This is a genomic window from Cytobacillus sp. ABV4_503, assembly GCF_056158445.1.
The window spans coordinates 2980567-2998619 of the sequence record NZ_JBSWTH010000001.1 but is presented as its reverse complement, the minus strand read 5'-3'; the positions used below and the strand labels follow the sequence as shown (position 1 = coordinate 2998619).

Annotated in this window: 22 protein-coding genes; 19 read left to right on the top strand and 3 right to left on the bottom strand. The window is 42.1% G+C overall.

What is annotated here, in order from left to right; genetic code table 11:
- Window positions 1–27 precede the first annotated feature (27 nt).
- Window positions 28–543 (top strand): YbaK/EbsC family protein, encoded by a 516-nt coding sequence (locus ACXAD1_RS15010; protein WP_206843686.1) that lies wholly within the window; start codon window positions 28–30, stop codon window positions 541–543.
- A gap of 97 nt (window positions 544–640) precedes the next feature.
- Entirely contained in the window at window positions 641–1819 is a 1179-nt protein-coding gene (locus ACXAD1_RS15005) for a M20 family metallopeptidase (protein WP_474910479.1), read from the top strand.
- A gap of 53 nt (window positions 1820–1872) precedes the next feature.
- Here the strand turns inward: ACXAD1_RS15005 and ACXAD1_RS15000 are convergent, their stop codons facing one another.
- Window positions 1873–2082, bottom strand: a complete 210-nt coding sequence (locus ACXAD1_RS15000) for a methionine aminopeptidase (RefSeq protein ID WP_113881403.1) — start codon at window positions 2080–2082, stop codon at window positions 1873–1875.
- Between the two features lie 119 nt (window positions 2083–2201).
- Window positions 2202–3101 (bottom strand): LysR family transcriptional regulator, encoded by a 900-nt coding sequence (locus tag ACXAD1_RS14995; protein ID WP_474910478.1) that lies wholly within the window; start codon window positions 3099–3101, stop codon window positions 2202–2204.
- 195 nt (window positions 3102–3296) lie between these two features.
- Between ACXAD1_RS14995 and ACXAD1_RS14990 the strand changes: the two genes are divergently transcribed.
- From ACXAD1_RS14990 to ACXAD1_RS14935, 12 genes are all read left to right on the top strand, one after another.
- The gene (locus ACXAD1_RS14990) at window positions 3297–5108 is read left to right on the top strand and encodes an assimilatory sulfite reductase (NADPH) flavoprotein subunit (RefSeq protein WP_474911319.1); all 1812 of its coding nucleotides are present in this window, start codon (window positions 3297–3299) and stop codon (window positions 5106–5108) included.
- Between the two features lie 25 nt (window positions 5109–5133).
- A complete protein-coding gene (gene cysI / locus ACXAD1_RS14985) occupies window positions 5134–6855 on the top strand; it encodes an assimilatory sulfite reductase (NADPH) hemoprotein subunit (protein WP_474910477.1) in 1722 nt (573 codons plus the stop codon).
- A 230-nt stretch (window positions 6856–7085) separates the two neighbouring features.
- A complete protein-coding gene (locus ACXAD1_RS14980) occupies window positions 7086–8081 on the top strand; it encodes a nuclease-related domain-containing protein (RefSeq protein WP_474910476.1) in 996 nt (331 codons plus the stop codon).
- Window positions 8082–8135: 54 nt separating this feature from the next.
- A complete protein-coding gene (locus ACXAD1_RS14975; RefSeq protein WP_370222184.1) occupies window positions 8136–9296 on the top strand; it encodes a pyridoxal-phosphate-dependent aminotransferase family protein in 1161 nt (386 codons plus the stop codon).
- A 14-nt stretch (window positions 9297–9310) separates the two neighbouring features.
- Complete coding sequence (locus tag ACXAD1_RS14970) at window positions 9311–9784, top strand: GyrI-like domain-containing protein (protein ID WP_474910475.1); 474 nt, start codon at window positions 9311–9313, stop codon at window positions 9782–9784.
- Between the two features lie 62 nt (window positions 9785–9846).
- On the top strand, window positions 9847–10368 hold the full coding sequence (locus tag ACXAD1_RS14965) for a DinB family protein (RefSeq protein WP_474910474.1): 522 nt from the start codon (window positions 9847–9849) through the stop codon (window positions 10366–10368).
- Window positions 10369–10458: 90 nt separating this feature from the next.
- Window positions 10459–10611 carry a glycine zipper domain-containing protein gene (locus ACXAD1_RS14960; RefSeq protein WP_474910473.1) on the top strand — a complete coding sequence of 51 codons (153 nt, stop codon included), beginning with the start codon at window positions 10459–10461 and terminating at the stop codon, window positions 10609–10611.
- A 13-nt stretch (window positions 10612–10624) separates the two neighbouring features.
- Window positions 10625–11284, top strand: coding sequence for a hypothetical protein (locus ACXAD1_RS14955; RefSeq protein WP_474910472.1), 660 nt, complete (start codon window positions 10625–10627; stop codon window positions 11282–11284).
- Window positions 11285–11298: 14 nt separating this feature from the next.
- The gene (locus ACXAD1_RS14950; protein WP_474910471.1) at window positions 11299–11757 is read left to right on the top strand and encodes a GNAT family N-acetyltransferase; all 459 of its coding nucleotides are present in this window, start codon (window positions 11299–11301) and stop codon (window positions 11755–11757) included.
- 11 nt (window positions 11758–11768) lie between these two features.
- Window positions 11769–12515 (top strand): class I SAM-dependent methyltransferase, encoded by a 747-nt coding sequence (locus tag ACXAD1_RS14945; RefSeq protein ID WP_474910470.1) that lies wholly within the window; start codon window positions 11769–11771, stop codon window positions 12513–12515.
- 22 nt (window positions 12516–12537) lie between these two features.
- On the top strand, window positions 12538–13026 hold the full coding sequence (locus ACXAD1_RS14940; protein WP_206843726.1) for an NUDIX domain-containing protein: 489 nt from the start codon (window positions 12538–12540) through the stop codon (window positions 13024–13026).
- Entirely contained in the window at window positions 13023–13580 is a 558-nt protein-coding gene (locus ACXAD1_RS14935; protein WP_370222194.1) for a GNAT family N-acetyltransferase, read from the top strand. Before ACXAD1_RS14940 ends, ACXAD1_RS14935 begins: the two co-directional genes overlap by 4 nt.
- 47 nt (window positions 13581–13627) lie before the next feature.
- On the opposite strand, the gene ACXAD1_RS14930 is transcribed toward ACXAD1_RS14935, so the two are convergent.
- A complete protein-coding gene (locus ACXAD1_RS14930) occupies window positions 13628–13768 on the bottom strand; it encodes a hypothetical protein (protein ID WP_169799759.1) in 141 nt (46 codons plus the stop codon).
- Window positions 13769–13836: 68 nt separating this feature from the next.
- On the opposite strand from ACXAD1_RS14930, the gene ACXAD1_RS14925 reads away from it, so the two are divergent.
- From ACXAD1_RS14925 to ACXAD1_RS14905, 5 genes are all read left to right on the top strand, one after another.
- Complete coding sequence (locus ACXAD1_RS14925; RefSeq protein ID WP_206843732.1) at window positions 13837–14400, top strand: histidine phosphatase family protein; 564 nt, start codon at window positions 13837–13839, stop codon at window positions 14398–14400.
- 15 nt (window positions 14401–14415) lie between these two features.
- Window positions 14416–15441: a DUF2332 domain-containing protein gene (locus ACXAD1_RS14920; protein ID WP_474910469.1), complete on the top strand. Its 1026-nt coding sequence runs from the start codon at window positions 14416–14418 to the stop codon at window positions 15439–15441.
- Window positions 15442–15575: 134 nt separating this feature from the next.
- Window positions 15576–16526: an oxygen-dependent tRNA uridine(34) hydroxylase TrhO gene (gene trhO / locus ACXAD1_RS14915; RefSeq protein ID WP_474910468.1), complete on the top strand. Its 951-nt coding sequence runs from the start codon at window positions 15576–15578 to the stop codon at window positions 16524–16526.
- Between the two features lie 103 nt (window positions 16527–16629).
- A complete protein-coding gene (locus ACXAD1_RS14910; protein WP_206843740.1) occupies window positions 16630–17250 on the top strand; it encodes a LysE family translocator in 621 nt (206 codons plus the stop codon).
- A 234-nt stretch (window positions 17251–17484) separates the two neighbouring features.
- Window positions 17485–17949 (top strand): hypothetical protein, encoded by a 465-nt coding sequence (locus tag ACXAD1_RS14905; protein WP_206843743.1) that lies wholly within the window; start codon window positions 17485–17487, stop codon window positions 17947–17949.
- The last annotated feature ends 104 nt before the right edge of the window (window positions 17950–18053 follow it).

Here is an 18053-nt window from a genome sequence, read left to right as displayed (position 1 = left end):
TCGGACTTTGAGGAAGGGTGAGTTTGAATGTCAATTGAAAGCGTGAAAGCCCATTTTAAAAAGTGGGATCGGGAACAAGATGTTATGGAGTTTGATTCTTTAAGCGCAACAGTGGAACAGGCTGCAGAAACAATCGGTGTCTGCCCTGCACAAATTGCCAAGACTCTATCCTTCAGGGGCGATGGGGATGAAGCAATTCTTGTGGTGGCAGCAGGCGATGCCAAAATTGATAACAAAAAGTTCCGGAAAACGTTCGGTTTCAAAGCCCGGATGCTTTCAGCGGAGGAAGTACTCGAACAGACCGGCCATGCCGTAGGAGGAGTATGTCCATTTGGATTGAAGAATGACCTGGATGTATATCTGGATGAATCTATGAAAAGATTCGAGACCCTTTTCCCTGCATGCGGAAGCAGCAATTCCGCCATTGAGCTGACACCTGCTGAAATTAATACATATTCAGATGCAAAAGCCTGGGTGGATGTTTGCAAGGACTGGGAAGATGAGCTGATCATTGAGCGGCCACTGGAAAAGATAACGAAATAGAAGTTATTTTTTCGTGCCGAAATCAAAATAGTGTTGTATTATTATAATTATTAATGAATAAATATATAGATTGGCGGATTAGGAGAGCAGATAATTCATGGGAAAGAATCTGATTATTAAACAAATTGATGAACTTCAAGATGACTTTTATAGAATAAGCACTTATATCGGTAACAATCCCGAACTGGGACATGAAGAGTACAAGGCATGCAAAGTATTGACAGAGGAGCTTGAAAAGCATGGTTTTTCTGTAGAAATCGGCACCTGCGGTTTACCGACTGCATTTATGGCAGCTTATGATAGCGGAAAAGAAGGTCCTGTGATTGGGTTTATGTCTGAATACGATGCACTGCCCGAAGTAGGGCATGCATGCGGTCATAATCTGATCGGAACGATGGGGATTGCTGCAGGAATAGGACTAAGTAAAGTGATTTATGAAACTGGAGGAAAGGTTGTTGTCTTCGGCACGCCTGCAGAGGAGACGAAAGGCGGTAAGGTGACCATGGCCGAAGCTGGTATTTTTGATGTTTTGGATGCAGCGATCATGGTTCATCCCCTTGACAATTATGTGAAGAGCGGGACATCACTGGCAATGGATGCCATACAGTTTGAATTTTTTGGAAAATCAGCGCATGCAGCTGCCAGCCCGCATTTGGGAATTAATGCATTGGATGCTGTCCTGCAAACGTTCAGCAGCATAAATGCTCTGCGCCAGCATATCAAACCTGATGCCAGAATCCATGGCATTATCACGGAGGGGGGCAAAGCTGCAAACGTGGTTCCGGACTATGCGGTTGCCCAATTTTATGTTCGTGCAGCCAAACGTGAGTATGTGAATGAACTTGTAGAAAAGGTCAAGAAATGTGCAGAAGGGGCAGCTCTGCAGACAGGTGCCGAAATGAAGTGGTCATTTTATGAATTCTCTTATGATGATATGGTTACGAACAGTCCTTTATCAGAAGCATTCAATAAAGAACTGATTTCCCTTGGTGTGAATGAGGAGGAAATTCTGGAACAGAAGGACGGGTCAGGTTCTCTTGACATGGGGAATGTCAGCCAGGCGGCACCTTCCATTCATCCTTATATTAAAATCTGCAACGAGGCGTATGCATGCCACACACATGAATTCCGCGAAGCTGCTATGAGTGAGCAGGCTAGAGAAGCCATGATACTTGGAGCTAAGGCAATGGCACTTACGGGGTATGAAGTGTTAACCAACCAGGAGCTTTTAAAACAGATTAAAGAGGAATTCGAGTCAAACAAGACATTAGCTTAAATACAAAATAAGGCCATGATCCATAAGAAGCATGAGGGATCATGGCCATTCTATTATGATAAACTATTCCATTCTGAATACAGTCCGGTTCCATTGCAGCCCTGGCAGTCGAATTGGTTTGCATGATAAGCGAATTCATTCCCTGGATAGAGTGAAAAACCTCTGCCGTAACAGTCAGGACACTTATTTTCTTCCTTCATGCGATTGACATGATTTTGATATCTGCTTTCGCGCCATTCATTAAAGGCATTCAATAATCCCATCTTTTTCACCTCAGCCATTTTTTCCTTATTTTGAATAAAATGGGCAGATTTTATACACTTCGCTGCTATAGTATATGAATAAAGTGGGACTAGTGTGAAAAAAGCTTGTTCAAAAATGGCTATTTTTCCTTAGGGTGCTTCCATTTTTCGCCGAGTGCTTCGATAAAAATGCTGACATTCTTTTTTTCCTGCATGATGGGGGAAAGAACATAGGAAAGAGTGCGTTTGAATTCCTGATTTTTCACTTTGATTATAGACAGGTTATTTTGTTTAACATCCCTTTCGACGACGCTTCCAGAAAGAATGCTTATTCCCAGCCCATTGATGAGTGTTTCTTTTATCCCCTGGTTGCTGCTGATCGTTAAGAGTGATTTCACCTTAAGAGCATTTGATCTTACAACATGATTAAAATACTCACGGGTTCCTGACCCGTTTTCTCTCATGATCCATGCCTGATCTTGCAGGTCAGCAATGGTTGCTATTTCTTTTTGCACCAAAGGATGCTGGTTGGAAGTCACTATAAATAATTCATCCTCTAAAAAGGGAGTCACGATAAGCTCTCTTTCATTTGTCTGGCCCTCAATAAGCCCAATATCCACATGATGGGAACGGGTTGACTGAACAACTTCCTCTGTGTTGGCAATCGTCACCTGAAGATTCAGCTCAGGATACTGATTTTGCAGATCAAGCAGCAGGGGAGGCAGGATGTATTCCCCTATAGTGAAACTGGCCGCAATTTTCAGATCACCTTTAATGGTGTTTTGCTGTTCTAAAATTTCCTGCCTGGTTTGCTCGTAAATGGTAATCATCTGCTTGGCCCGGTCATATAATATTTCACCGCTGGGCGTAATTTTCAAGTATTTTGGAGAGCGTTGAAATAATTTGGTCTGAAATTCCTTTTCCAGATTTTTAATATGCAGGCTGACACTGGGCTGTGACATAAGAAGGAGCTCGGCCGTCTTCGTAAAGTTTTTCACTTCAGCCAATGTGACGAATGTTTTTAACGCATCATAATACAAAATATCACCCTTTCTATAATTAGTAATATTAATAGCTGCGATAATTAATATTTATTTTACTAATGAAATATCATTCGGTAAAGTAATAGATATATATTTTTTGCGTATAAAACCGACTTTTTTTATAGGAAAAGAGGAAATTTAAAGAAATACTATAAAACCAGCCTTTTGCGCTGGTTTGCGAGGTGGAATATGTTGCAACTTCAGGTAATGAACAGTCCGTTTAATCAGGAGCAGGCAGAGCTCCTTAATCGTCTGCTTCCGACTCTGACAGAGACACAATCCCTCTGGCTGAGCGGGTATCTTGCCGCGATACAGTCTTCATCATTGCAGGCTGCCCCGGCAGTGGAAGAACGTCCCGCACCTGCAGCGGTACCGGCCATTCCAAAAGAAGTAACCATCTTATTTGGATCACAAACCGGTAATGCGCAGAATCTGGCCAAAAAAGCTGGAAAAACACTTGAGGAGAGAGGCTTTCAAGTAACGGTTTCAGCAATGAGTGACTTTAAGCCCAATAATCTTAAAAAGGTTAAAAATTTGTTAATTGTCGTAAGTACTCATGGTGAGGGAGATCCGCCGGACAACGCTTTGACATTCCATGAATTTGTTCACGGAAAAAGGGCGCCAAAACTGGAAGACTTCCGATACTCAGTTTTGGCTCTTGGCGACAGCTCATATGAATTCTTCTGCCAAACGGGAAAAGATTTTGATAAACGCCTCGAGGAGCTTGGCGGAACAAGAATAACGCCGAGAGTAGATTGTGATCTTGATTTCGAGGAGCCAGCAGCAGAGTGGGCGGAAGCGGTTTTAGCCGGATTGAGCGAAGGAGAAAGCAGCAGTCCTTCTTCTGCAGCTTCCGTTTCAGCTTTATCTTCAGCACCTGCCGAATCAGTCTATTCCCGGTCCAATCCTTTCCGGGCAGAAGTTCTCGAAAATCTGAATCTCAATGGACGCGGCTCCAATAAAGAAACCCGCCATCTTGAGATTTCACTGGAAGGTTCCGGGCTGACTTATAAGCCTGGTGACAGCCTTGGGGTATACCCTGAAAACGATCCTGAATTGGTTGATCTGCTTTTAGCTGAGATGAGCTGGGATCCCGAGGAAACAGTCAGAGTCAAGGAGGAAACAGTAACGTTAAAAGAAGCGCTTACCGCTCACTTTGAGATTACTGTCCTGACCAAACCGCTTGTTGAAAAAGCTGCAAAGCTTTCTGGAAATGAAGATCTGCACCAGCTTGTGTCAGACAGCAATCAACTGAAATCCTATATGGACGGGCGGGACTTAATTGATTTAGTCCGTGACTTTAAACCATGGAACAGTTCGGCACAGGAGTTTGTTTCTATACTGCGTAAGATGCCTGCACGTCTTTATTCCATTTCCAGCAGCTTTGAGGCGAATCCCGATGAAGTTCATTTAACAATCGGTGCTGTCCGCTATGATGCCCATGGCCGTGAACGAAAAGGTGTTTGCTCCATTTTATGTGCGGAACGTCTCCAGCCTGGCGATACAGTGCCAGTATTTATTCAGCACAATGAAAACTTTAAACTGCCTGAAAATCCGGACACACCAATCATTATGGTTGGTCCTGGAACCGGAATTGCACCATTCCGCTCATTTATGCAGGAGCGTGAAGAAAAAGGCGTTGATGGGAAATCATGGCTATTCTTTGGCGACCAGCATTTTGTGACTGATTTTCTGTATCAGACTGAATGGCAAAAATGGCTCAAGGATGGAGTCTTGTCGAAGCTGGATGTCGCTTTTTCCCGTGATGATGATGAGAAGGTATACGTTCAGCATAGAATGCAGGAAAATAGCAAGGAATTATTCCAATGGCTTCAGGAAGGCGCAGCCGTCTATATCTGCGGTGATGAGAAAAACATGGCTCATGATGTCCATAATACACTCATAGATATTATTGAAAAAGAAGGCGGTATGAGCCGCGATCAGGCTTCAGAATATCTTGCCGGCATGCAGAAAAATAAACGCTACCAGCGCGACGTATATTGATTTGGAAGGAAAGGAGTTTTACAGCATGGTAAACCCAAACTTAAAAGCACCGGATGGCCCTCCGAGTGATGTTGAGGGAATTAAGGATCGAAGCAACTATTTGCGCGGAACGCTGGCGGAAGTTATGCAGGACAGGATCAGCGCCGGAATTCCCGATGATGATAATAGATTAATGAAGCACCACGGGAGCTATCTGCAGGATGACCGGGATCTGCGGAATGAACGCCAGAGGCAGAAGCTTGAGCCTGCCTACCAGTTTATGCTCCGGCTTCGTCTTCCTGGAGGCGTCGCAACACCAGAACAATGGCTTGTCGTGGATGATTTAGCCGAAAAATATGGCAACGGCACCTTAAAACTGACAACACGCCAGACCTTCCAGATGCATGGAATCCTTAAATGGAATATGAAAAAGACAATCCATGCAATCCATTCGACCATGCTCGATACAATAGCGGCATGCGGCGATGTGAACCGTAATGTAATGTGTATTTCAAATCCCGATCAATCGGAGATTCATTCGGAAGTGTATGAGCTGGCAAAGATGCTTAGTAACGATCTTCTTCCTCGTACACGTGCCTATCATGAAATATGGCTTGATGAAGAAAAGGTAGCCGGCTCTCCTGAAGTGGATGAAGAAGTTGAGCCGATGTATGGTCCGCTTTATTTGCCCCGCAAATTTAAGATTGGGATAGCTGTGCCGCCTTCCAATGATATTGATGTCTTTTCACAGGATCTCGGCTTCATTGCCATTGTGGAAAACGGCAAACTGGCAGGTTTTAACGTGGCAATCGGTGGCGGAATGGGCTTCTCTCATGGAGATAAGGCGACCTATCCGCAGCTTTCAAAAGTAATCGGCTTTGTGACACCTGATAAGATTTACGAAGTGGCTGAGAAGGTAATTACAATCCAGCGCGATTACGGCAACCGCTCAGTCCGGAAAAATGCCCGTTTTAAATATACGGTTGACCGCCTTGGTCTGGAAACAGTTATTGTAGAGCTGGAGAATCGTCTGGGCTGGAAACTGGATGAAGCTCGCGGATTCAAGTTTGATTCCAATGGAGACCGCTACGGCTGGGTAAAGGGGGTACGCGGTAAATGGCATTTTACGATGTTCATAGAAGGCGGGCGTGTGGCGGACTTCGACGGATATAAACTAAAAACAGCATTGCGGGAGATCGCCAAAGTTCATAAAGGTGATTTCAGGCTGACTCCCAATCAGAACCTGATTATCGGAAGTGTGCCAACAAAAGATAAGGCAAAGATCGAGGCGCTGATTAATGAATATGGCTTAACAGATGGAAGCCGCTATAGTGCATTGCGCCGCGGATCCATGGCCTGTGTCGCCCTGCCGACATGCGGTCTGGCAATGGCAGAGGCAGAGCGCTATCTTCCTGGATTGGTCGATAAAATTGATGAAATCGCCGATAAAGCAGGCTTGCGGAACGAAGAAATCACTATCCGCATGACCGGCTGCCCGAACGGCTGCGCGCGTCACGCACTCGGCGAAATCGGCTTTATCGGCAAGGCGGTCGGCAAGTACAATATGTATCTCGGGGCAGCATTCGACGGCAGCCGCCTCAGTAAAATGTACCGCGAAAACATTGGCGAAGAAGAAATCCTGAGCGAGCTGCGCGTCATCCTGCCGCGCTACGCCCGTGAACGTGAGGATGGCGAACATTTTGGCGACTTCGTAGTCCGGGCGGGGATTATTGAAGCGACAACGGACGGGACTAATTTTCATGATTGAGGTTGAGAAAGACGGGGCGGGGGCCCTGTCTTTTTTTCTTTGTGTGCAGGAGCCGAGCGCACGTAAATATTTCTATCCGCACATATTTTCTGCCTATGCGCACACAAAAAAGTCTATCCGCACATAAATTTTGGCTATCCGCACATAAACATTCCCTTCTGAGTTTTTCTTAGAGGATTTGAAGGAGCAATGCAGAATTTTTAAGTATTAAACAAGAATGGAGTGAAAAAATGATCCTCAAAGAACGAAAAATCCCTCTTTTAATCCTTAAAACAGAAGCTCTCCTCCGCAGGCTTCCAGCTCATCACCCAAAAATCCCTATCATTAACGAAGAACTGAATAAAAGACTTGCAGGTTATAAAGGAGAAGCTTCATTGGATTTTCCTCTTGATTTTCTAGATAGTAAGGAATATATTATCCTTCATGATCTCCGCCTGCCAGATAGTGATCGCTTTTTCCAAATTGATACTCTTATACTTACAAAAAAGTTTGCTTTAATACTTGAAGTGAAAAATATAACAGGTATCTTGCATTTTGATACAGTATATAATCAATTAATTCGTATAAAGAATGGAAAAGAGCAAGTTTTTCCCTGCCCTTTAATTCAGGTTAATAGACAGGCATCACAACTTAGAAGGTGGTTTAATGCCAATGTCAGCAAAGAAGGTTTACCGGTCTATTCTTTTGTAGTCATAAGTAATCCGCATACAGGAATTAAAGTTTTTCCTCCTCATATTGACCTCAGCCATAAAATTATACACCGAAATACTCTTCCTATAAAAATTGAGCAAATAGAAAAGTCCATAAATAGAGAAATCAGTGAGAAACTCCTTAAAAAGATCATTCGCTTATTAAAAAAGCAAAATACAGAGCTGGAAAGCTCAATACTATCAAGATTCCAGATCAATCAATCTGAAATACTTACGGGTGTATTCTGCCCTGCCTGCAGCTTTCTGCCTCTCGAAAGAGTAAGTCGCACCTGGAGATGTCCCAGATGCAAGATTACCAGCAAGGAAGCACATATGAAAGCATTGCATGACTACAGCCTTCTGCTGGGGGCTGCCATCACGAACAGGGAGCTCAGAAACTTTCTCCAAATCTCTTCTTCCTATACCGCAACCCGACTCCTCCAATCCCTCAATCTACCTGAAACTGGCGCTTATAAAAATAGAACATATACACTCATACTCCCCGAAGAAACAACAGTAATTAAAAGAGGTATTTAATAGTAAATGTCGAAACATTTAGATATCAACACACCTGCCAAAGGAGGAATTTTCATGCCAAACGAGGAAATGCTTTTGATTCCGGGACCTACACCTGTTGTGGATTCGATTTATGAGGCAATGTCACAGGAGACAAGGGGACATACGGATCCAAGGTTTGCCGCTGTTTATAAGAGTGCGATAGAGAAAACGAGGGAGATGCTGAAGACGGATGGAGAAGTGTTTGTGATCTCCGGCTCCGGGACGATTGCAATGGAAATGGCTCTGGTCAACACGGTGGCAGCTGGAGAAAGGCTTTTAATTATAAGCCAGGGCTTCTTTGGTGATCGTTTTCAGCACTTAGCAAAGGCGTTCGGAATCCAGGCAGATATCATTCAGTCTGACTGGGGAAGGCAGGTTGACCCCGCAATTATTGAAGAAAAGCTTGCCTCTCATTCCTATAAAGCTGTGACCATTACTCACGCTGATACTTCTACTGGTGTTGCGGCTGACTTGGATACATTAGTGCCTATCATTAAAAAGCACGGGGCTCTTGTCATTTTGGATGGGGTCTGTGCAACAGCAGCAATGGAGGAGGATATGAGCAAGTCATATGGCGAAGGGAAGATTGATGTCGTTTTGACAGGCTCACAGAAGGCGATCGGTGTCCCCCCAGGACTGGCAATTGTAGCATTTAACCAGACGGCGCTTGCTGCCCGCGAACAAATGGAACGGGTCCCTGCCTATTATTGCGATATCTATAATTGGATTCCCATTATGCATGATCCGCAAAAATACTTTGCCACACCTCCAGTGAATCTGATTTATGCCTATGATGAGGGCATGAAACTGGTCCTGGCTGAAGGAATGGAACATCGATACAAGCGCCATGAAGCATACGGCAAAGCTGTTCGGGCAGCACTTGCTGAGTATGGTATGAAGGCAATTGCCGACGAAAATGCCGCTGCAGCAACTCTCAGCTGTATCCTTTATCCTGAAGGAATGGATGATGCTGAATTCCGTGCATCCCTTGCGAAAAAAGGTGTCATTGTTGCCGGAGCACTGGCTCATCTTGCAGGAAGAGCGTTCCGAATAGGCCATATGGGGAATACGACTGAAGACATGCTTGAAAAAGCCATTGTGCTGATCGGTGAAACCATGAATGAAATGGGCTTTGAGGCAGATATTCAAAAAGCTGCTGATAGGTTTAGAGAACTGGCATTGCCTGTTGCTTAATAAGGAGGGAAAAGATGTCTGATTTGACTTTGCAGGCTGCTGAGACAGAACTCGGAGAATTGAGACTAATAGGGATCCGCGTCTTATGCCCGCCGGATCAGTATTCAGATGAAATTCCGCGTGCTATTAATCTATTATTGGAACGCCTTACAGAAATTAAGGGAGCTGTACATTCAGATCGGCTTGTTGGTGCCTTCAAAGTGGAGGAAGACTGTCCTGAAGAAGACGGATATTGGATTGGCATTGAGGTGAAGGAATTTATTAGCATTCCTGATGGTATGTTCTCATTAGAAATTCCACCGCAAAAATATGCCTCTATCCGGCACAAAGGACCTAATAATGAGATTAAAAATTCCTATAGGGAATTACACAAGTGGATTGAAGAAAAGGGATACAAACGGCTAAAAAATAAGTGGCACATAGAAATCCATCACAGCTGGGAAATTATAGAGGATTTAGATATAGAGCTGCTGGATACGATAGCATAATGTTAAAAGACTGCCTACCCGGCAGTCTTTTCCCTGAAAAAAGAAGAATGGAGAATTTAAAAGTGATAGATTATCGAATTAAGCATATGAAAGGCTACGATGAAAAAATAGGAAATCTTGTATCAATGCTTGAACATGCCAGGTCTGTGACTCTCAAAGATGTTGCTGGGTTGACACAGAAAGAGCTGGATTTTCTTCCTGATGAAAACAGTAATTCAATAGGATCACTTCTGAAGCATATCGCTTTTGTTGAATATGTTCACCAAATTATTACTTTTGAAAATAGAGATCTTAACGACAAAGAACTTTCAAAATGGGCTGCAGCGTATGAACTGGGAGAGAAGGCGAGGAATGAAATTAATAACCATCCTCTTGAATTTTACTTGGAGGAACTGTCAGCAATTAGAGAGAAAACGTTAAAACTTTTAGCATCCAAACAGGATAGCTGGCTATACGAAGAAGGTAAGTGGAGCAACGGAGTGCCCTTTAATAACTTTTGGTTCTGGTATCACGTTATGGAGGATGAAATCAGCCATCGCGGGCAAATCCGGGTGATAAAAAGACAGCTGGCTGCTCAGAGGTAATAAGATAACCAACTGCCTTTTTCCAAAAATATGAAACTAAAGTTCCATTAGTTCGTATATAAGGTAAAACATTTAAAGGCGGTTTAATGGATGAGAAAAATGAATTGGAGTTTTTCAGGAAGCGGAATGGCATTTGGTCTGTCTCTGGGATTAGTTTTTGGAATGCTTTTTGAAAATTGGGCTTTGGGCATTGCCATGGGAGTTGCTTTTGGGGCATCGTTTGGATCCTCAGAAAAGAAGTAAAGGAGGATCTGCCTTGATTAAAAATAAAAAGCTCTTTCTGACATCAATTGTCTTAATCGTTAGTTCCATGGCTCTAAACTTTCCTTTTCCGCATGAAAATCCACTAGGTGATACAGCATTAACGATTTTAAATATTCCAATCAAATCAGCAGATGGCTTTCATTTTGCAGGAGTATTTATTCTCATATTACTTATCCTGGGTATGGTATTGCTTCATCGTTCACTTGAAAAATACCATTTGAGATCTTTCTTTGCCGTTATCATCATCGTTTCCCTTCTTCCTCCTTCTCTGGCAGAGGCTTATCAAAAAACGCTGGCAAATGGCATCAATGCCGTTTCCTATATAAAAGATGAAAGTCAATGTAAGTTTGTAATGATTGGTAAAGATACTTTGCAGGGAACTTGTGAACTGCCATTTGAAAATTACAGCAATGAGGAAGTGTCTTTTACTATCGGCTTCTATGACAGATATTTATTTGAAGAGGATGTAAAGATGCTTTCACTGATGAACAGCGGTAATCCTAGTAACGTTAAATTGCTCCCAAACGAAGCTAAGGTTGTCCGGATTGAGAAAGAGATCGATGTGTCAAAAATCAAAAACCACGTTGAAAATGGAGAATCAGCTTATGTAAGCCTCTTTATTCAGTCTGGTAAGAAAAACAGGAAATTGTAAGAGGGGTAGAGCTAATGAACATTGAGTTAAAACCCGTCACAAGAGACAATTGGGAAGAAGTCATTAAGATGAAAGTAAAAGAATCGCAGCGTGATTTCGTTCCATCAGCGGCTGTTTCACTAGCAAAGGTATATATTAAGCCAGATGGGGATGCAGTAGAATATATCCCATTCTCAATATATGACAATGAAAAAATGGTCGGTTTTATCATGTATGCTTATGAACCGGACACGATTAATATGTATTGGATTAACGGTTTTTTTATTGACCAGAATTATCAGGGCAGGGGATATGGCCGGGCAGCATTAGGCGATATGATCTGCTGGATAAAAACGAAATTTCCAAAATGCGAGGAAATCCGCTTAACGGTTCATAAAGATAATTGCCACGCAAGAAATCTGTATAAAAATTTCGGATTTATCCCGACCGGAGAGATTTGGGGAGAGGAAGAGGTTTACTATTTTTCGGTATAAAGGAGTTATTTATGATTAATGAAACACTGGAATTAAATAAGAAAAGCTGGGATGAAGCGGCTAAAAGGTTTTATGGGCGCAATCCGCTGCCTGAATATGGACCATTAGCGCCAACTGAAGATGACCTTCAATTGTTCGGAGATGTGCGCAGCTTAAAGATGCTGGAGATTGGCTGCGGCAGCGGGCATTCCCTAAAGTATTTGGACGAGCGAGGAGCAGGTGAATTATGGGGATTGGACTTGTCTTCCAGGCAGATCGAATCTGCAAAGGAACTTCTGGAAAATTCTTCTTCGCAGGTAAATCTGTTTGAATCCCCGATGGAACAAAATCCGGGAATCCCTGCTGAATATTTCGATGTCGTTTTTTCCATCTATGCGATTGGATGGACCACGAATTTAGACAAGACGCTAAAAAATGTTCATTCCTACCTTAAATCAGGGGGGATGTTTATTTTCAGCTGGGAACATCCGATGTATAACCGAATTAAGGCTGAAAATGGTGCATTAATTATGGATAAATCCTATCATGAGGAAGGCTCCTATCAGCATATAGCCTGGAACCAGCCTGCCATTATGCAGCAATATAAACTAAGTACATATATTAATTTATTAATAGAAAACGGGTTTGCGATTGACAGGGTAATTGAAGACGTCAGTCTTACTGAGGAAGATGTTCAGCGGCATACCAACCGCTGGTATTCCTATGAAAAAACCAAAGCTATACCCGCTGCTTTTATTATTAAATGCAGCAAGCTATAGAAGAAAAGGCGGATGAGACCGAATGACTTATCATATTAGAGTCAGAGCAGGTGCAGTTATTATCGAAAATAATTCGATTCTGCTGATTGAGTTTCAGGATGAAAGAGGCCTTCATTACAATTTGCCTGCAGGAGGGGCTGAACCTAATGAATCTGTTATTGATACAGTGAAAAGGGAAGCAAAAGAAGAGGCATCTGTGGATGTGATGGTCGGCCCATTGGCATTCGTTTATGAATACGCCCCTCACTTAAATGAATTCAGGTATGGGCAGATACATTCTCTGGGCTTAATGTTTGAATGCCAGTTAAGAGAGGGCTCACTGCCTAAAATGCCTTCAGATCCCGATCCTAACCAGACAGGAGTTAGGTGGGTGCCGCTTTCAGAGCTGGCCAATATAGTGTTGTATCCTAATATGAAAGCTCAAATCTTAGAATATGTAAAAAATAGAAGAAACATAGATTTTATCGAAGAACACACACTGGAAGTATACTCATTGGAGATAAAAAAATGAAGGAAGAAATCATGATTGACTGTGGTGAAGTAGTCCTCCGGGAATACCGGATGGAGGATGTCCAGCCACTCTATGAAATTACTTCCCAGCCGGAAGTTTATGAGTTTATTCCAGGTGCGCAGGCTACACTGGAACAGCGGGTGAACTGGATGGAGAATTATGAAATTCCGGCGAATGAAAAATTTAAGTCCTCAATGCCAGACCTGACAGATGCCGGATTTTTGAATTTGGGAATCATTCTAAAGGAAACTGGAGAGTTTATAGGCTTTTGCAATACAGGAATAAAGGATGAATTGCCGGAACCGAACAGGGAAATTGGCTATGCCATCTCAAAGCACTGGCGGAATAAAGGCTATTCTACCCTTGCTGCAAAAGGGCTAATAGGATTTCTTTTTGAAAAGACGGCTCTTGAAATACTGAATGCTGTTGCATTAACAAGCAATGCCAGTTCCAATAAAGTTCTGCGAAAGTGCGGATTCAAGCTTGCTGGCGAAATAGAGATTGATGGAGAACCGTTTTTCCATTACATCATGAGAAAAACTAGGCATAAATAAATTCAAAGACACCCGCCATTCAATATGGGGGTGTCCCATTATTTTGGTTAAAGGTCAGATTTAGGATTTGTATTAAATGTGCCGTTTTTGTTTTCCTGTTCATGTCCGCGCACCTGGTCTCCGCCGTTTCCTTTTTCGTGTACCTTTTTGCCGCCGAGTTTTACGTTTGGATATTCTTGTTCCCGCATGGTATTCACCTCCATGTTAATTAAATTATCCATAAAGGAAAAAAATATATAAATTTTGGGGTTTTTAAATGGAAATAACACTTATCAGACATGGCAGGTCATCGCAAATGGATAATCACCGCATGAATAGGCGTGAATTTAAAAAATGGGTTGAAAGGTACAATCACTTAGGCATTCTTGAGGGTGAGACTTGTCCTGCTGACGTAATAGAAAAAGTGATTTCAGCACCTTTTTTACTCACAAGTGATTTAAATAGGTCAATCGAGTCGGCCAGAAGCATAAATCCATCTGCGAAAATACAAGCAGATCCATTATTCAGGGAAGCTGATTTCCCCATACCTGCCGGTAAATTTCCTGGTATGAGATTAAGGCCAAATACCTGGGCTGTTTTATTAAGATTACTATGGTTATGCGGCGATTCACAGGGCTGTGAATCATACAGGGATGCAAAGCTGCGGGCAAAGCAAGCATCATTAACATTAACCTCTATTGCAAAAGAACATCACTTTGCCGTTCTCATAGGTCACGGTTTTTTCAACCTTTTAATTGCAAGGGAGCTTCAAAAAGCCGGATGGGCTGGGAAGAGAAAAACAGGTTCAAAGCACTGGAATGCAGATACCTACATCTTATAAAGGAGGGGAAGGAGAATGGTAAAACCTAATCTGGCATCCAGATTTAAAACATTTGGACAATATGAATGTCACGGATCGAGCGGGCTTTATGAGTTCTTGTCTTATAAGATTGCAGAGGATGAAGAATTGCTGTGTTTGGCATCTGAAGCGAGAGAAGGCCAGCCTGTGCCGAATTTATTTCTTGGGGCCATTCATTATCTGCTTTTAAGCGGGAAAGAGCATGATCTTAAGGAATTCTATCCAAGTTTAGTGGAGAATCCAAGGAACGCTCTGGAATCTTTCAAATGCTTTAAAGATTTCTGCAGGATAAATTCACGGGAAATTGAAGAAATAGTAAAATCAAAATTAGTCCAGACGAACGAAGTCAGGCGCTGTGCTTACTTGTACCCGGTGTTTGCCTGGATCTTTCAGCAAACCAAAAAGCCCCTGGCCTTGATTGAAATTGGGACAAGCGCAGGCCTGCAGCTTCTTTGGGATAAATACAGATACTCTTATGGAACAGGAAAAACATTTGGGAATCCAAGCACGAACGTTCATTTAACCTCTGAAATAAAAGGAGGCCATGTTCCGATTTTACCGCCAGAAATGCCGCCGGTAGCTTCAAGAACTGGAGTTGATCTGCATATAAATGACCTGAATAATGGGGAAGATTTTCTATGGCTGAAATCACTTATCTGGCCAGAACACCATGAAAGAAGAACTTTATTCGAAAAAGCAGCCCAATGTGTTAAAGCAAATCCAATCAGCCTGATTGAAGGAGATGGAGTTGAGCTTTTGCCAATTTTGATTGAAGGAATACCTGAAGAACATTCAATTTGTGTTTTCCACACCCATGTGGCGAATCAAATGCCCCAAGAAGTAAAAGAGAACCTGCTTGCAAAAATAAAAGCAAGCGGACAAAGCAGGGATATCTTTCATCTTTATAACAATATCAAGGACCGGAATCTGCATCTTGATTATTATCTGGATTCCAAGGAGCACAAGAAATTAGTCGGCCAAACAGAGGGACATGGAAAGTGGTTCACATGGGAATTGATTTAAGCTGCATCATTATTTCGTACCGCTGAAATTTTGAAACTTGACATCATCTGTTATACTTATCTAGGTAAGTATATATTGTTTTAACCTATTAACAGATATATCTTGCAAATATTAAGTGATAGGTGGAAATACAAATGAGTCAAAAACCATACAGAGTTCTACTTTACTACATGTATGTTCCTATTGAGGACCCTGAGGAGTTCGCAAAGGAGCATAAAGCTTTTTGCGATGAGCTGGGCCTTAAGGGGCGTATTCTTGTTGCGAGTGAAGGCATAAACGGGACTGTTTCCGGACCAGTGGAACAGACAGACCGGTATATGGAAGCAATGAAGCAGGATCCGCGCTTTGCGGAGATGGTTTTCAAAATAGATGAAGCAGATGGACATGCATTTCCTAAGATGAAAGTTCGTGCACGTCCCGAGCTTGTAACTCTTCGCCTTGAAGATGATGTGAACCCGAACGAGGTTACAGGCAAATACCTGGAGCCAAAGGAGTTCTTCGAAAGACTTCAGGATGAAAACACAATTGTATTAGATGCACGAAATGATTATGAATATGATCTTGGCCACTTTAGAGGGGCGATCAGGCCGGATATCAAAAATTTCCGCGATCTGCCGGATTGGGTGCGTGAGAATAAAGAATTGCTTGGCGATAAAAAGATCATTACGTATTGCACAGGCGGCATCCGCTGTGAAAAGTTCTCCGGCTGGCTTGTAAAGGAAGGATTTGAAGATGTAGCACAGCTTCACGGAGGAATTGTCACTTATGGAAAAGATCCGGAAGTACAGGGACAGCTATGGGACGGCCAGCTTTATGTATTCGATGACCGCATTGGCGTTCCTGTTAACCAAAAGGAGCATGTAATTGTAGGCAAGGACTACTTCACAGGTGAGCCTTGTGAACGCTATGTCAACTGTGCAAATCCTGCATGCAATAAGAAAATCCTATGCTCTGAAGAAAATGAGCATAAATATATGCGCAGCTGTTCTGAAGAATGCCGAACGCATCCTAGGAACCGTTATGTAGCTGAACACGGTCTTTCCGAGTCAGAAGTGGAAGAAAGATTAGAAAAAGTAAGAGCGTAAGAAATTTGGAGCAGATTTTCCTTTAGGAAAACTGCTTTTTTTATTGGAAATTTCATAAAAACTGATATAATATTCTTAAAATTTTTTATGAGGTGGGTGGGATATGGAGAATTTACTGTTATTTCTGTTTATGTCGTTTCTGCTTGTCATTTTGCCGGGACCTGATACTGGAATCTTAATACAAAACACGATTTCTAGCGGGAAAAAAAGCGGCATTAAAACGATGTTCGGATCTGTCGCTGGGCTGATGGTCCATACAATGGCTGTGGTATTTGGCTTATCGGCATTAATTGTAAAGTCTGCTTACATTTTTTCTTTTATTAAGTATGCTGGTGCGCTATATCTTATTTATTTGGGCATCGTTTCGTTAAAGTCTCTATCGAATAAGCAAGAACCAGCTGATACGGATAGAAAGCATAAGAAGAACAAATCGCATTTTCTGCAAGGATTTTTTACTTGTGTGTCCAACCCAAAAGTAGCTGTGTTCTTTTTAACATTCTTTCCCCAATTTTTAAGTACGGAAGGGAATCACTTTGCGCAATTTCTTGCGATGGGCTTAATATATAGTCTTATTACAATCATCTGGTTCTTTTTCTATGTATATCTGATCGACTTCTTTAGGGCCTGGCTGAAAAAACCTTCTGTTAATAATGCAATTCAAGGAGTTTCTGGTGTGGTTTTAATGGGCTTTGGCATTAAATTGGCACTTGAGAAACAGCCTTAAAAAGGGACTGCTTAACCTCTAAAATAGGTTAAAGCAGTTTTTTTATTGGATTAATTGATCCTTTGTCAGCGGCCCGCCTTTTGGCAGCTTTTCAATGGCCGGAAGATACTTCGAAAGTAATGAGCACTCCATCGAGATCTCCTTCTAATAAGAATTGGTATATGAATAATGTTACCAAATCATGCATAATAATAGCCAGCTATGAGACATTAACAAATAAAAAGGATTCTGCTCATGATTGGACTGATAATAGCTGCCATTCTTTTTAATTTCATTGCATTTACAACAAAAAAACGTCTGACTAAGAATCAAATTTTACATATATGGACATTCACAATTTCAGCTCAGCTGATATTTGATGTCATGATTGAGTTTAAATATTGGGGATACTGGTACTTTGACAAAGAGCCAAATTGGGGAGGACTGCTGGCACATATTGTACTGGTTCCCCCAGTAAATATGATGTTTCTGAATTGGTATCCTTTCAGAGGAGATCTTATTAAACGATTTTCTTATATTATTTTTTGGGTAGTTGCCATTCTGCTGTATGAAGTCATCGCTTTATTGCCCGAGCCCTGGGGATATTTTAATTATGGCTGGTGGAGAATATGGCATGCAGCATTAGTCGATCCATTGCTGCTAATATTGATACTCAAATTCTATAAGCTGATTACAAGGCTGGAAGGGGAACTTAAATAACAGTGTATAAATGATGTTCTAAAAGGGGGATTTGCTCTCCCTTTTTTGTGTTAGATGAAATGATTTATGGCAGATGACTGTGATACAATTTAGTAATACATATT

Coding starts and splice junctions, on each gene's coding strand:
- ACXAD1_RS15010 (WP_206843686.1), top strand. CDS start 28: ATGTCAATTGAAAGCGTGAAAGCCCATTTTAAAAAGTGGGATCGGGAA.
- ACXAD1_RS15005 (WP_474910479.1), top strand. CDS start 641: ATGGGAAAGAATCTGATTATTAAACAAATTGATGAACTTCAAGATGAC.
- ACXAD1_RS15000 (WP_113881403.1), bottom strand. CDS start 2,082: ATGGGATTATTGAATGCCTTTAATGAATGGCGCGAAAGCAGATATCAA.
- cysI (WP_474910477.1), top strand. CDS start 5,134: ATGGTAAACCCAAACTTAAAAGCACCGGATGGCCCTCCGAGTGATGTT.
- ACXAD1_RS14980 (WP_474910476.1), top strand. CDS start 7,086: ATGATCCTCAAAGAACGAAAAATCCCTCTTTTAATCCTTAAAACAGAA.
- ACXAD1_RS14975 (WP_370222184.1), top strand. CDS start 8,136: ATGCCAAACGAGGAAATGCTTTTGATTCCGGGACCTACACCTGTTGTG.
- ACXAD1_RS14970 (WP_474910475.1), top strand. CDS start 9,311: ATGTCTGATTTGACTTTGCAGGCTGCTGAGACAGAACTCGGAGAATTG.
- ACXAD1_RS14960 (WP_474910473.1), top strand. CDS start 10,459: ATGAGAAAAATGAATTGGAGTTTTTCAGGAAGCGGAATGGCATTTGGT.
- ACXAD1_RS14950 (WP_474910471.1), top strand. CDS start 11,299: ATGAACATTGAGTTAAAACCCGTCACAAGAGACAATTGGGAAGAAGTC.
- ACXAD1_RS14945 (WP_474910470.1), top strand. CDS start 11,769: ATGATTAATGAAACACTGGAATTAAATAAGAAAAGCTGGGATGAAGCG.
- ACXAD1_RS14940 (WP_206843726.1), top strand. CDS start 12,538: ATGACTTATCATATTAGAGTCAGAGCAGGTGCAGTTATTATCGAAAAT.
- ACXAD1_RS14935 (WP_370222194.1), top strand. CDS start 13,023: ATGAAGGAAGAAATCATGATTGACTGTGGTGAAGTAGTCCTCCGGGAA.
- ACXAD1_RS14930 (WP_169799759.1), bottom strand. CDS start 13,768: ATGCGGGAACAAGAATATCCAAACGTAAAACTCGGCGGCAAAAAGGTA.
- ACXAD1_RS14925 (WP_206843732.1), top strand. CDS start 13,837: ATGGAAATAACACTTATCAGACATGGCAGGTCATCGCAAATGGATAAT.
- ACXAD1_RS14920 (WP_474910469.1), top strand. CDS start 14,416: ATGGTAAAACCTAATCTGGCATCCAGATTTAAAACATTTGGACAATAT.
- trhO (WP_474910468.1), top strand. CDS start 15,576: ATGAGTCAAAAACCATACAGAGTTCTACTTTACTACATGTATGTTCCT.
- ACXAD1_RS14910 (WP_206843740.1), top strand. CDS start 16,630: ATGGAGAATTTACTGTTATTTCTGTTTATGTCGTTTCTGCTTGTCATT.
- ACXAD1_RS14905 (WP_206843743.1), top strand. CDS start 17,485: ATGATTGGACTGATAATAGCTGCCATTCTTTTTAATTTCATTGCATTT.